General features: G+C 59.6%; 13 protein-coding genes. 9 read left to right on the top strand and 4 right to left on the bottom strand.

The window, feature by feature from the left end:
• Positions 1-105: 105 nt before the first annotated feature.
• A complete protein-coding gene (locus JMN22_RS09125) occupies positions 106-864 on the bottom strand; it encodes an SDR family oxidoreductase (RefSeq protein ID WP_030142518.1) in 759 nt (252 codons plus the stop codon).
• Positions 865-1,028: 164 nt separating this feature from the next.
• Here JMN22_RS09125 and JMN22_RS09120 point away from each other — a divergent pair, with 164 nt between their 5' ends.
• From JMN22_RS09120 to groL, 4 genes are all read left to right on the top strand, one after another.
• The gene (locus tag JMN22_RS09120; RefSeq protein WP_030142517.1) at positions 1,029-1,760 is read left to right on the top strand and encodes a HugZ family pyridoxamine 5'-phosphate oxidase; all 732 of its coding nucleotides are present in this window, start codon (positions 1,029-1,031) and stop codon (positions 1,758-1,760) included.
• A gap of 66 nt (positions 1,761-1,826) precedes the next feature.
• Positions 1,827-2,303, top strand: a complete 477-nt coding sequence (locus JMN22_RS09115) for an FxsA family protein (RefSeq protein ID WP_030142516.1) — start codon at positions 1,827-1,829, stop codon at positions 2,301-2,303.
• Positions 2,304-2,550: 247 nt separating this feature from the next.
• The gene (locus JMN22_RS09110; RefSeq protein ID WP_030142515.1) at positions 2,551-2,844 is read left to right on the top strand and encodes a co-chaperone GroES; all 294 of its coding nucleotides are present in this window, start codon (positions 2,551-2,553) and stop codon (positions 2,842-2,844) included.
• Between the two features lie 50 nt (positions 2,845-2,894).
• Positions 2,895-4,538: a chaperonin GroEL gene (gene groL / locus JMN22_RS09105; RefSeq protein ID WP_030142514.1), complete on the top strand. Its 1,644-nt coding sequence runs from the start codon at positions 2,895-2,897 to the stop codon at positions 4,536-4,538.
• A 198-nt stretch (positions 4,539-4,736) separates the two neighbouring features.
• On the opposite strand, the gene JMN22_RS09100 is transcribed toward groL, so the two are convergent.
• Positions 4,737-5,480: a phosphatase PAP2 family protein gene (locus JMN22_RS09100; RefSeq protein ID WP_030142513.1), complete on the bottom strand. Its 744-nt coding sequence runs from the start codon at positions 5,478-5,480 to the stop codon at positions 4,737-4,739.
• Positions 5,481-5,711: 231 nt separating this feature from the next.
• Here JMN22_RS09100 and colR point away from each other — a divergent pair, with 231 nt between their 5' ends.
• The 5 genes from colR to JMN22_RS26530 all read left to right on the top strand — a co-directional run bounded on the left by colR (position 5,712) and on the right by JMN22_RS26530 (position 9,395).
• Positions 5,712-6,395 (top strand): two-component system response regulator ColR, encoded by a 684-nt coding sequence (gene colR, locus JMN22_RS09095; RefSeq protein ID WP_030142512.1) that lies wholly within the window; start codon positions 5,712-5,714, stop codon positions 6,393-6,395.
• Positions 6,385-7,662: a sensor histidine kinase gene (locus tag JMN22_RS09090; protein ID WP_030142511.1), complete on the top strand. Its 1,278-nt coding sequence runs from the start codon at positions 6,385-6,387 to the stop codon at positions 7,660-7,662. Before colR ends, JMN22_RS09090 begins: the two co-directional genes overlap by 11 nt.
• Before the next feature lie 110 nt (positions 7,663-7,772).
• Positions 7,773-8,441: a class I SAM-dependent methyltransferase gene (locus tag JMN22_RS09085; protein WP_030142510.1), complete on the top strand. Its 669-nt coding sequence runs from the start codon at positions 7,773-7,775 to the stop codon at positions 8,439-8,441.
• Positions 8,442-8,445: 4 nt separating this feature from the next.
• Positions 8,446-9,153: a lipopolysaccharide kinase InaA family protein gene (locus JMN22_RS09080; protein WP_198797938.1), complete on the top strand. Its 708-nt coding sequence runs from the start codon at positions 8,446-8,448 to the stop codon at positions 9,151-9,153.
• 2 nt (positions 9,154-9,155) lie between these two features.
• A complete protein-coding gene (locus tag JMN22_RS26530) occupies positions 9,156-9,395 on the top strand; it encodes a hypothetical protein (RefSeq protein WP_030142508.1) in 240 nt (79 codons plus the stop codon).
• A 65-nt stretch (positions 9,396-9,460) separates the two neighbouring features.
• Here the strand turns inward: JMN22_RS26530 and JMN22_RS09075 are convergent, their stop codons facing one another.
• Entirely contained in the window at positions 9,461-12,487 is a 3,027-nt protein-coding gene (locus JMN22_RS09075; RefSeq protein WP_030142507.1) for a multidrug efflux RND transporter permease subunit, read from the bottom strand.
• A 13-nt stretch (positions 12,488-12,500) separates the two neighbouring features.
• Entirely contained in the window at positions 12,501-13,649 is a 1,149-nt protein-coding gene (locus tag JMN22_RS09070) for an efflux RND transporter periplasmic adaptor subunit (RefSeq protein ID WP_198797937.1), read from the bottom strand.
• Positions 13,650-13,776: the final 127 nt, after the last annotated feature.

Below are 13,776 nucleotides of genomic sequence, written 5' to 3'. Positions count from 1 at the left end.
GGGGGAGCGCGCTGGCGCGGGTGGGCGTCGGTTCAGTCAGCCTTGATGTGACTGATACTCTGCCATCGCGAGCAAGCTCGCTCCCACATGGGTTATGCGGTGGGTTTAGATGCGCATCCCGCCATCCATCTCCAGGATCCGACCGGTGTAGTAGTCGTTCTCGAAGATATAGGCGGCCGAATGGGCAATTTCCTCGGGTTTGCCCATGCGCTTGAGCGGGATTGCGGAGGTCATTCTTTCCAAGGCGTCGGGCTTCATGCCCAGGGTCATTTCGGTTTCGATGAAACCTGGCGCGATGCCTGCCACTCGGATGCCATAACGCGCCAGTTCCCTGGCCCAGGTCACGGTGGCGGCGACGACGCCGGCCTTGGCGGCGGAATAATTGGTCTGGCCGATATTGCCCGCGCGGGAGATCGACGAGATATTGATGATCGCGCCGCTGTTCTTCAGCTCGACCATTTTTGCCGCCACTTCACGGGTACACAGGAATACACCGGTGAGGTTGACGTCGATCACGGCTTGCCATTGGGCCAGGCTCATCTTGGTCATTTCGCCGTCCTTGACCTTGAGCAGCAGCCCATCACGCAGAATGCCTGCGTTGTTGATCAGGCCGTGAATCGCGCCGAAATCCTCTGCCACCCGGGCAACCATGTCGCTGACCTGCTCCTCGTTCGCCACGTTGCACACATAGGAACGGGCCTCGACACCCTTGGCGGCACAAGCGGCGACCGCCTGGTCGAGCTTTTCCTGATTGAGGTCGACCAGGGCGAGCTTCGCGCCCCTGCCAGCCAGATACTCCGCCATGGAGCGGCCCAGGCCCTGGCAACCGCCAGTGATAATGATTACTTTGTCGGTGAGTTGCATTCGCATGTCCCGGTGGCAGAACGTTAGAGGATTACCTTCATGGAGGCCTCTCGATCTGCGACGGTGTAGCCCGGCTGCACATGAGAACTGCCCCGACGGCGCACTGAAACATCCATCAGTCGCCTGTCCGTTTTTTAAACGGATTTCTTCAAAGGAGTCATAAATTGAGCGTTGACGTTGCCAAGCATGCCCGAGAATTGCTGCTCAAGGAATACCGGGGGATGCTCTCCACCCATTCCAAGTCGATGCCGGGTTTTCCGTTCGGCTCCGTTGTGCCGTATTGCCTGGACGAGCAGGGCCGGCCGTTGATCCTGATCAGCCGCATCGCCCAGCACACCCACAACCTGCAGAAAGATCCCAAGTGCTCGATGCTGGTAGGGGAGCGGGGCGCTGAGGATGTGCAGGCGGTGGGGCGCCTGACCTATCTGGCCGAGGCCCGCAGACTCGAAGACAGCATCGCGATCGAGGCCGCAGCCGAGCGTTACTACCGCTATTTCCCTGAGTCGCAGAACTACCACAAGGCCCACGATTTCGACTTCTGGGTCCTGGACCCGGTGCGCCATCGCTACATTGGCGGTTTCGGCGCCATTCACTGGATCGACCACCTCACCCTGGCCAATCCTTTCGCCGGCAAGGCCGAAGCCAGCATGATCGAACACATGAATGCCGATCACGCCAAGGCAATCGCCCATTACGTGGCGCTGACGGGGCTGCCGAAAACAGAACCGGCGCAATTGGTCGGCATCGACAGCGAAGGCATGCACCTGCGCATCGGGCAGGGATTGCATTGGCTCGCGTTCCCGAACCCTTGCAACACGCCGACACAAGTTCGCGAGGCCTTGGTTTATCTGGCCCACGCCGAGCAATGGCCAAAAAATGCCGAGGTTGGTGCTTGAATTCACGAAAGGGCGACGTCATCTAGGTTTTCATAGCAAGGCATTCTTGCGTTGAGGAACCTTTTGATGCGCCCTTTTTTGTTGCTCTTTCTGCTGTTCCCGGTGTTGGAGCTGTTCGTATTCGTCAAGGTCAGCGGTGCGATCGGGTTCTTCCCGGCGCTGTTGCTGGTCATTCTCGGTTCGATGCTCGGCGTGTTCGTGCTGCGCATCGCCGGTCTCGCCACGGCGCTGCGGGCCCGTGAAAGCCTGAGCCGTGGCGAGCTGCCTGCCCAGACCATGCTTGAAGGCCTGATGCTGGCCTTGGGCGGCGGCCTGTTGATCCTGCCAGGTTTCATCAGCGACGTGCTGGGCCTGGTCCTGCTGTTGCCGTTTACCCGCCGGTTGCTGGCCAACAAGATGCGCCAGCGCGCCGAAGATCAGGCGATGCGTCAGCGAGCCTTTGCCGATGATCTCCAACCTCGTGGCGGCCCGGCCCCCAGGGAGCCCGTAGGCCGCGAGCCGAACGTGATCGAAGGTGAATTCGAGCACCGCGATACCAAGTGAATATCCTGCGACACGGCACCTTCGGGTGCCGTGTCCGTTTTTGCCCGGATGAAGTAAAAATTTTCATCTCTTGCCCTTGTAATCGCCTTGCACGCCCTTATGTATGGGTCACCGCAAGGTTTCCGGTGGCGACACTGGACAGACTTCCGCGGTTCGCTTGACGAACCGCACCCCGGCTCCGCCGGCTTTTGTTAAACCCGCCGGGACTACACCGGCCGATGAAAACCAAAATTAGGAGAGATCGACAATGAAGCTTCGTCCTCTGCATGACCGCGTCGTCATCCGTCGCAGCGAAGAAGAGAAGAAAACCGCTGGCGGTATCGTCCTGCCAGGTTCGGCTGCCGAGAAAGCCAACCACGGTGAAGTTCTCGCTGTAGGTCCAGGCAAGGCACTGGAAAACGGTGAAGTACGTGCGCTGGCCGTGAAAGTGGGTGACAAGGTTGTGTTCGGCCCTTACTCCGGCAGCAACACTGTGAAAGTCGACGGCGAAGACCTGCTGGTAATGGGCGAGAGCGAAATCCTCGCCGTTCTCGAAGGCTGATTCCCCCGCTCATTTTCCCGCTACTAAAAAGTATTTAAGGAATATCGATCATGGCTGCTAAAGAAGTTAAATTCGGCGATTCCGCCCGCAAGAAAATGCTCGCCGGTGTCAACGTCCTGGCTGACGCAGTAAAAGCGACCCTGGGCCCGAAAGGCCGTAACGTGATCATCGAGAAGAGCTTCGGCGCTCCGACCATCACCAAGGACGGCGTTTCCGTAGCCAAGGAAATCGAGCTGAAAGATCGCTTCGAAAACATGGGTGCGCAGCTGGTCAAAGACGTTGCCTCCCGTGCCAACGATGACGCCGGTGACGGTACTACCACCGCGACCGTACTGGCCCAGTCGATCGTCAACGAAGGCCTGAAAGCCGTCGCTGCCGGTATGAACCCGATGGACCTCAAGCGCGGCATCGACAAGGCGACCATCGCCATCGTCAAGGAACTGAAGGGCCTGGCCAAGCCATGCGCTGACTCCAAGGCAATCGCCCAGGTCGGTACCATCTCGGCCAACTCCGACAACTCCATCGGCGACATCATTGCCGAAGCCATGGAAAAAGTCGGCAAGGAAGGCGTGATCACCGTTGAAGAAGGCTCGGGCCTGGAAAACGAACTGTCGGTTGTAGAAGGCATGCAGTTCGACCGTGGCTACCTGTCGCCATACTTCGTCAACAAGCCAGACACCATGGTTGCCGAGCTGGACAGCCCGCTGATCCTGCTGGTCGACAAGAAGATCTCGAACATCCGCGAAATGCTGCCAGTGCTGGAAGCCGTTGCCAAAGCCGGTCGCCCACTGCTGATCGTGGCTGAAGACGTCGAAGGCGAAGCCTTGGCGACCCTGGTCGTGAACAACATGCGCGGTATCGTCAAGGTTGCTGCCGTCAAGGCACCAGGCTTCGGCGACCGTCGCAAGGCCATGCTGCAGGACATCGCCGTACTGACCGGCGGTACCGTTATCTCCGAAGAGATCGGCCTGAGCCTGGAAAGCACCACCCTGGAGCACCTGGGTAACGCCAAGCGCGTGATCCTGTCCAAGGAAAACACCACCGTGATCGACGGCGCTGGCAACGATGCCGATATCCAGGCGCGTGTGACCCAGATCCGCGCCCAGGTGGCCGAGACTTCGTCCGACTACGACCGTGAAAAACTGCAAGAGCGCCTGGCCAAGCTGTCCGGCGGTGTTGCGGTGATCAAGGTTGGTGCCGGTTCCGAAGTTGAAATGAAAGAGAAGAAAGCCCGCGTTGAAGACGCCCTGCACGCAACCCGCGCAGCCGTCGAAGAAGGCGTGGTACCTGGCGGTGGCGTGGCACTGGTTCGTGCCCTGCAAGCCATCAGCGAGCTGAAAGGCGACAACGATGACCAGAACGTCGGCATCCAGTTGCTGCGTCGCGCTGTTGAAGCACCGCTGCGCCAGATCGTTGCCAACTCCGGCGACGAGCCAAGCGTCGTGGTCGACAAGGTCAAGCAGGGTTCGGGTAACTACGGTTACAACGCTGCCACCGGCGAATACGGCGACATGATCGAAATGGGTATCCTGGACCCAGCCAAAGTGACTCGTTCGGCTCTGCAAGCAGCTTCGTCGATTGCCAGCCTGATGATCACCACCGAGGCGATGATCGCTGAAATCAAGGAAGACGCTCCAGCTGGCGGCGGCATGCCGGACATGGGCGGCATGGGTGGCATGGGCGGCATGATGTAAGCCAGCCTTACCCCTGTAGCGAAAAACCCCGCCTGCGAAAGCAAGCGGGGTTTTTTATTGCCCTGGATTCATGAAGCAACACCCCATTCCCCTGTGGGAGCGAGCTTGCTCGCGATGGCGGAGTATCAGTCGATGCTTGATTGACTGACCCACCGCCATCGCGAGCAAGCTCGCTCCCACAGAGTTACTGCACCATGTTCAGGCGTTGGCGGGTTGGCTCAGCGCTACGCGATCAGCCCTGGCGGCCGGCCGGTAGAGAATGAAGTAATAACACCCCAGGCAAATCAGCCAGCAGAACACCGCTGTCCACACATTGTGGGAAAAGAAATGCGCCCCCTGCATCATCCGGCCCACGGAGAAAACGGTGCCCAGTGAGAAGGCAAATATCAGCGATTGACGGGCCAGGCGCGGACGGCGGTCGCGCAGCACGAAAAACAGCGCAAACAACGTGAAACCCGTGGCGGCGTGTCCACCGGGCCAGCATCGGCCAGGCTTGTCGGTGGCTGGACGTGGGCTCAGCAATTCACTGTAGGTTTCCTTGCCACCGAATTCTTTCAGGCTCCAGGGGCATTGCACCGCGGTGACCGCCTTCAGGGGCGTGACAAAGGCCGTTGCCAGCGCGAGCGACAAGACCAGACAGCCCAGCTCGCGTTTGAAAGGTTTGAGTCGGGCGATAAAAAAAGAAGCGATGAACCCCAGGACGGCCAGAAGAGAGAATGCGATAACGAGCTGTTTGGCCCGGTCGTGCAGGATATCTTCAAGGAAAAAACTGTGCCGGCCGATGAATCCCCCGCCAGCGGAGTTGTAGAACAGACGGGCCAGGTCCATGTCCAGCGTGGTCAGTTCCAGTAACACCAGAATGACCGCGACCACGGCGGGAATACCCAGGGCGACCGGCACGTTCAGCGGTCTGGAAGCGGGGCGCAGGAGGGTGGAAACCATGGCGGTACCTTTAAGGGAATGTTCGTGAACAGCGCGTCGCGCGAAGTGTGGGCCGCGCAGCGTTGGCGAGGTGTGAATGTTCGGTGAAAAACTCGTCAATGCGGTCCAGTCCGTGCAATGCGCTCTACTGGTTCGCCCCGACACAGGCAGATACAACCCTAGCCGCGAGACACGCTTGGCCTTAAGCTGCGCGGGCCACGACGATTGCCTACGTGTGCAGAGGAGATGCCCATGCGAATTCTATTGGTCGAAGACAACCGTGACATCCTGGCCAACCTGGCCGACTACCTGGGGCTCAAGGGCTACACCGTCGATTGTGCCCAGGACGGTTTGTCGGGGCTGCACCTGGCCGCGACCGAACACTATGACTTGATCGTGCTCGACATCATGCTGCCGGGCATCGACGGCTACACGCTGTGCAAGCGTCTGCGCGAAGATGCCCGGCGAGATACGCCGGTGATCATGCTCACCGCGCGCGACCAATTGGATGATCGTTTGCAGGGCTTCAAATCCGGGGCCGACGATTATCTGGTCAAACCTTTCGCCTTGTCGGAGCTGGCGGCGCGGATCGAAGCGGTCATGCGTCGCGCCCAGGGCGGTGGTCGGCGCGCCTTGCAGGTCGGCGACCTGAGCTACGACCTCGATACCCTGGAGGTTACCCGCGAAGGCAAGCTGCTCAAGCTCAACCCCGTAGGGCTGAAGTTGCTGGCGGTACTGATGCAGAAAAGTCCTCATGTGCTGCGTCGCGAGATACTCGAGGAAGCCTTGTGGGGCGATGATTGCCCGGACAGCGACAGCCTGCGCAGCCACGTGCATCAACTGCGACAAGTGATCGACAAACCATTCGAAAAACCGCTGCTGCATACGGTGCACGGCGTCGGTTACCGCTTGGCCGAGGGCCGCGATGGAGTTTAAGCAAAGCCTTGCCCAGCGGATCATCATCGCGTTCGCGTTGATGAGCGCGTTGGTGGCGGGGGCCTTCGCCCTTGGCATCGTGGCAACGGTCCACCTGGTGGAAGAAAAACTGATTTCCGCCGGGCTCGGCGGCGACTTGCAACGCTTGCTGTTGATGGACAGCGTTTCCGACTGGAGTCATCGGCCCGAACCCGACCAGTTGTTCTATTTCAGCGGCGGCCCGGGTGACTTCGAGCTGCCCAAGGATCTCCGTCACCTCGACCGTGGCTTTCATGAGGTGTTTCGCGAACAACTGTCCTACCACGCCATGGTGGAGATCGTTGACGGTCGGCATTACGTGTTGCTGCAGGACCAGAGCGATTTCGAGGAGCGTGAACGGGTCCTGTTCGCCGTGGTGTTGGTGGGCTTCGTGCTCAGCCTCGCATTGGCAGTGTTCCTGGGGTGGGTGTTGGCCCGTCGGGTGATGGCGCCGGTCGTGCGCCTGGCCCGCCAGGTTCGGCATCGCGACCAGCTCCTCGGACTCGCGCCACCGCTGGCCCCGGACTATGCCGCCGACGAAGTGGGCGAGCTGGCCGTGGCGTTCGACGCTACGTTGGGCCGACTGCGCCAAGCCTTGACCCGTGAGCGGCTATTCACCAGTGACGTCAGCCATGAGTTGCGCACGCCATTGATGGTCTTGGCCACGTCCTGCGAACTGTTGTTGGAGAATCCGGCACTCGACCAGCGGGGGCGTACTCAGGTCGAACGCATCAACCGGGCCAGTGAAGAAATGCGCGAATTGGTGCAGACCTTCCTGATGCTTGCCCGGGCCCAGCGCGAAGACAACGGAATGGCACCCCGGCTGACGCTTGGTCAGGTCGCGGAAAACCTGCTCGGTGTATGGCGCGCTCCTATCGAATCCAAAGGTCTGGCGTTGATCTTCGAACCGGGGCAGCCCCTTGATACACCGTATAACGCCACCTTCCTCACAGCTGTCATGGGCAACCTGTTGCGCAATGCCTTGCATTACACCGATCAGGGGTTCATTCGTGTTTCGCTGACCGCGACAGGTTTCGTGGTCGAAGACAGCGGCGTGGGCATCCCCGAGGAGAAGCGCGAGGCGATGTTCGAACCTTTCGTGCGAGGGAACGAAAAGCGCGGCGAAGGCCTGGGGCTGGGGCTGTCGTTGGTGCAACGGATTTGCGAGAACCAGGGTTGGACGGTCAGCCTCAGCACAATGGAACCCAATGGCTGCCGTTTCGAGGTAGAACTGAATCCGAAGGGCTGACACTGGTACTTGAAAAACCTTGAAACGATTCGTCAATTTTCGCGACGGATTTTTCACAAAGAGATGACATGCCGGTTCATAAGGTTGGGCATTCGTAACGGAGTGCCCCCATGTCGAAGACCGTCAAGCTGGATTTTTCCGAGAAATACGACGAGCAGCACGCCAAGCAATATTTTCTCAAGCATCGCAGTGGATTGAGCCGTCGTCTCTCCCACCATCGCGACCAACAACTAGCACGCCGCGCCCTGACCCTGGCGGGTGAGCCTGGCTTGGTGCTGGACCTGCCATGCGGAGCGGGGCGTTTCTGGCCCTTGCTGGCCGAAAAACCGAACCGGGTCATTATCGGTGCGGACAATTCCGAAGCCATGCTTCAAACCGCAATGAGCGCTCAGCCCGCCGATGTCGTAAAACGGGTACAACCTTTGCAGACTTCTGCGTTCGACATCGCCTTGCCTGATAACGCCGTCGATAGCATTTTTTGCATTCGCCTGCTCCACCACATCGGTGAACCCGCGCACCGCCTGGCGATTCTGCGGGAATTCGAGCGTGTCAGCCGGGACAGCGTGATCGTTTCATTGTGGGTCGATGGCAATTTCAAGGCCTGGAAACGCAAACGCGCGGAGCGAAAGCGTGGGCAGAAAGGCTACCAAAACCGATTTGTGTTACCTGCTGTTACGGTGGAGGAGGAATTTCGACAGGCCGGGTTTCGGATCCAGGAACAATTGGATTTCCTACCGCTTTATGCCATGTGGCGAGTTTATGTATTGCGCAAGGGGTAACGGGATGGCAGTGCAGGCAGCAGGAGCCCCAACGGCTTCTCATAGTTGCTTCGATCATTTTTGGAATCAGCGCGGCGAATGGGTGGAAGAGCCCAATACGCGCCGTGGCGGTGAAAGTGGCGTACAACGGATCAGCAGTAATGGCGAACTGTTGTATTCCAAGCGTCAGACGGGGCACATCTACCGCAGCCTGATGCATCCGTTTGGTCGCCCGACTGTGCTGCGTGAGCAGCGTGCGTTGTCGGCTCTGAGCGAGCTCAACGTCACGGTTCCCCAGATTTTTTTCTGCGGCGCCCAGAGAGACCCGCTGCATAAGTGGCGTGCGCTATTGGTGACTCACGCGATGGATGGCTTCCAGGAAATCGAACACTGGTATGCCGGAGGCGGACGCGAACGTCACGGCGAGGCCGTACATGACCATATCCTCCAGTCGTTGGCTGAAAACCTGGCTCGTATGCACAAGGGCCGCTGGCAACATGGATGCCTCTACATCAAGCATGTGTTTGTCCGCGTGACCGGAGAAGGCGAGTCGGCGAAGGCCGAAGTCGCCCTGTTGGATTTCGAGAAATGCCGACAACGCCTGACTGCCCGAAGCGCGGCCTCCCACGACATGAAGCAACTGCGGCGCCATTCGTCGTTTCGTGATTCCGACTGGAAAAAACTGGTCTACTTTTATGAGACGGCGTTTGGCAGCGCTATCAAAGGTTTATAGCGATGAAACTAGAAATTGCTAGAGGTTTGTTTCTAGTCGGAGCCCTGGCAGTTGCATCAATGGCGGTCGCGGTATGGGAGCAGCCCCGATCACAGATCCTCAGTGCCTCCAACCATACTTCCACCGTTGGCGCGCATTGCCCTTTGCCTCGAGTAGCAAAGGCGACGGATGCTATCCGACCGGATAACGATCTGTTGCTGTTCATGTTTGGCCTGTCCCAAGGCATGAAGCCTCAGAGTTGAGCGTCCTGATTCAAAACAAAGGCCTCGCATTTGCGAGGCCTTTGTTTTTTGCACCGTCACAGGTCTCAGTGTTTGTCGGCTTTGGCCAGCAAGGTGTAGACACAAGGCAATACGAACAACGTGAACAGGGTGCCGATCGACATGCCCGTGGCGATGACCGTGCCGATGTCGAAGCGGCTGACCGCTCCGGCGCCGGTGGCCAGGATCAACGGCACCATGCCGAATACCATTGCCGCGGTTGTCATCAGTACGGGCCGCAGTCGTATCGACGCGGCCTGCTCAACGGCATCGCGCGGGCTCAGGCCTTGTTCCTTGCGCAATTGGTTGGCGAACTCGACGATCAGGATACCGTGCTTGCTGATCAGTCCAATCAGCGTCACCAGCCCGACCTGGGTATAGATGTTCATGCTCGACCAGCCGAGGAACAGCGGAATCAGCGCGCCGCAAATGGATAACGGCACCGTGACCAGGATGACCAGTGGATCCCGGAAACTCTCGAACTGCGCGGCCAGCACCAGGAAGATGATCGCAAGCGCCAGGCCAAAGGTCACCCACAGCGCACTGCCTTCCTGTACGAATTGGCGCGAAGCTCCGGCGTAATCGAAGGCGAACCCCACCGGAGCTTCCTCGCGGGCAATCTGGCGGACGGTTTCAATGGCCTCGCCCATGCTCACGGTTGGAAAGCCTGAAATCGTCACCGCATTGAGCTGCTGGAACTGATTCAATTGGCGCGGTCGTGCCCGGTCGCTGACCTTGATCAGCGTCGACAGCGGGAGCGATTCGCCCTGGGTATTCTTTACGTAGTAATTGTTCAGCCAGTCCGGATTGTCCCGAAACGGTCGTTCGACCTGGGCAATTACTTTGTAGCTGCGCCCTTCCAGAGTGAAGCGGTTTATCTCGGACTCACCCAGCAGTGTTGCCAGGGTTCCGCCCAGGTCCTGCATCGACACGCCCATCTGGGCGGCCTTGGCGCGATCGATATCCACCACGACTTCGGGTTTGTCGAAGGCCAGGTCGATGTCCATGAAAGCGAATTTGCCGGACTCCAGCGCGCGTTTCTTGACCCGTTCGGCAATCTGCAGCAGCGTCGTGTAGTCCTTCGGCGAATTGATGACGAACTCGAAGGGCAAGCCTTCGCCGGTGCCTGGCAGCGAGGGCAGGTTGAAACCGAAGATCTGCAGGCCCGGGATGCCTTCCAGCTTGGCCTGGACCTCGGGCAGGATTTCCATCTGGGTGCGGCTGCGTTCGTTCCAGGGCTTGAGCAAGAAGCCGCCGATGCCTGACTGGACGCCGTTATAGCCGTTGATCTGGAAAGAGGAGTAGTACTCGGGGAACTCCTTGAAGATCGTGATGAAGTGATCGGTGTAGGCGTTCAGGTAATCGAGGTTGGTCGTCTTCGGCGCGTTGGCCATCATGAAGATGATGCCTTGGTCCTCGTCGGGTGCCAGCTCGGACTTGGTGAACATGATCAGCACGGGAATGAGCAACAGCACGATCACCGCGAATACCAGCACCACGGGCCGACTGTTGAGCGTGCCATGAAGCAGGCGTTGGTAACGGTTTTTCAGGCGTTCGAAAATCACGTCCAGTCGATGGGCCAGCCCCGTGGGATTCTCGTCATGGCGCAGGAGCATCGCGCACATCATGGGTGACAAGGTCAGCGCGACGATGCCTGAAATGACCACGGCGCCAGCCAGGGTCAAGGCGAACTCCTTGAACAATGCCCCCGTCAGGCCTTCAAGCAAGCCGATGGGCGCGTACACCGCCGCGAGGGTTATGGTCATCGAGACCACCGGCATGGCTATTTCCCGCGCGCCTTCAATGGCGGCGTCGAATGGGGTCTTGCCTTCCTCCATGTGTCGGTGGATGTTTTCCACGACCACGATGGCATCGTCCACCACCAGGCCGATGGCGAGCACCATGGCCAGCAGCGTCAGCAGGTTCATGGAGTAGCCCATCAACTGCATGAAGAACATGACGCCGATCATCGACAGTGGAATGGTCACTACCGGGATGAGCACCGAGCGCAAGGCTCCGAGGAACAGGAAGACCACGACGATGACGATCAGTACCGCCTCGAACAAGGTCTTCACTACCTCGTCGATGGAGGCCTGGATGAACAAAGTGGCGTCATAGGCGATCTCGGCCTTGAGGTTGGTCGGAAGCTGGGCTTCCATCTCCGGCATGATCTTGCGCACTTCCTTGATCACGTCCAGTGGGTTCGCGCCGGGCGTGGCCTTGATCCCGATGTATACCGAAGGCGTGCCGCCAAAGGAGCTGATGGTGTCGTAGTTTTCGGCGCCCATTTCCACGCGAGCGACGTCCCGCAGCAACACGCGGCTGTCCCCGGCGGTCTTCAGGGGGATCGCGGCGAACGCTTCGGCGGACTTGAGTTCGGTGTTGGCGTTGATACTGGTAACGACGTACTCGCCTTTCACTTCGCCGGCGGCAGAAAGAAAGTTCTGCTGGCGCACCGCATCGGTCACGTCGGCAGCCGTCAGCCCAAAGCCTGCGAGCTTGACCGGGTCCAGCCAAAGGCGCATGGCAAAGACCTGGTTGCCGAGAATCTCCGCCTCAGCCATGCCGGGCAGGGTTGCCAGTTTGGGCTGGATCACCCGTGACAGGTAGTCGGTGATCTGCGGATTGTTCAATTCCTTGCTGAAGAAACTGATGTACATCAGCGCCGAGGCGTCGGCAGCCTCTCGGCTGAGAACGGGGTCCTCGGCGTCCTGGGGCAGCTGGTTCTTGACCTCGTTGGCCTTGGCCAGCAGTTCGGTAAAGAGCCGGTCGCTGTTGGAGCCGATACGGGCATAGACCGAGATCACCGAGAAATTCTGTCGGCTGACCGAGGTCATGTAGTCGATGCCTTCGGCACTGGCCAGGCTTTGTTGCATTGGCTGGGTGATATAGCCCTGGATAGTCTCGGCATTGGCGCCGGGGTAGGCGGTGGTCACCGTGATCAGGGCGTTTTCCATCTGCGGATACTGGCGCAGGGGCAACTTGCTCCAGGCCTGGAAGCCCAGCAGCACGATCAACAGGCTGACCACGGTGGCGAGCACCGGGCGGCGGATGAACGGATCGGTAAAAGCCATGGGGGTTCCTTGATCAGTCCGCGCGCGGCGTGCTGTTCTGTTCGGTCAGGGTCTTGTCGTCGCTGATGGCGATGGACGTGCCGTTGTCGAGCTTGAGCTGGCCGGCAATCACCACGTCTTCACCGCTGTGCACGCCCTTGGTCACCAGGACCTGCCCGTCGCGACGCTCACCCGTCTCGACGAAGCGCCGCTCGGCGATCAGGACCGGCTGGCCCCTGTCATCTTTCTCGACGCTGCCATCGGCGGCTTTCTTCTGGGTGACCACGTACATCGAGTTGCCGTAGAGCGTGTAGGTCACGGCGCTCTCCGGCACGACGATGCCGGTGGCCACGTCTGGCAAGACGACCTGCAGGTTGGCAAACATGCCGGGCAACAACTTGCCATCGGGGTTGGCAAGGTTGGCGCGCACCAGCACATTGCGGGTGCTGTCCTCGACCTTGGGGTTGATGGCGCTGATGGTGCCGACGAATGTCTGGCCTGGGTAGGCCGAGACACTGACGTTGACCGTTTGGGCAACGGCGAGCCGAGGCACCGTCTGTTCCGGGACATAGAAATCCACGTACAGGCTACTGAGGTCCTGCAGGGTGGCGATCACCGTGCCGCTGGCCAGGTAATCGCCAACGTCCACCTGACGAATGCCGATGGTGCCGCTGAACGGCGCGACGATGTGTTTCTTCGCCAGCGATGCCTTGAGCTGGTTGACCGTGGCCTGGTTCTTCTTCAACTGGGCCGCAAGCCGATCGAACTCGCCTTTGGAAATCGCCTGGCTGCCGACCAGTTGTCGACCCCGGCCGAAATCCAGCTGCGACAGGCCAAGGTCGGCCTGGGCGGTTTCCAGCAGGGCGCTTTCGACTTCGCTGTCCAGTTGCAGGAGCGGTTGGCCGGCCTTGACCTTTTGCCCCGATTCGAACTGCAGCTTTTGCACCGTGCCGGCGATCTCCAGGCTCAGGTCAACGCCTTGCAAGGCCTTCAGGCTGCCGACGGTGGGCAGGCGAGACTGCCAGGGTTGCTCGGTGGCCTTGGCCACGGCAACGCTGACGGGCGGCTTCGGGACAGAAAACATCTGGATCTGCTGGTAGATGGAGAAGGCCTTGTAGCCTGCCAGCAACAGCACCACCAGCAGGACAACACCCAACATGATCAGCATGCGGCGTCGCAGCATGTTCCACTTCCTTGGAAAAGAGCTGAGAGAAAATACAGATAGGCGGGCACATTACCCTGTGCGCTCGGGGTATTCCAGATGCTGGCGGGACGGTGGGGCGTAGGACTCTTCTGAAAAGTCATAGCGC

Origin of the sequence: Pseudomonas sp. HB05 (assembly GCF_016756915.1) — a bacterium.
Taxonomy (GTDB): Bacteria; Pseudomonadota; Gammaproteobacteria; order Pseudomonadales; family Pseudomonadaceae; genus Aquipseudomonas; species Aquipseudomonas alvandae.
Note: the sequence above shows the minus strand (reverse complement) of the source record. Positions and strands in the feature narration are given on the sequence as shown.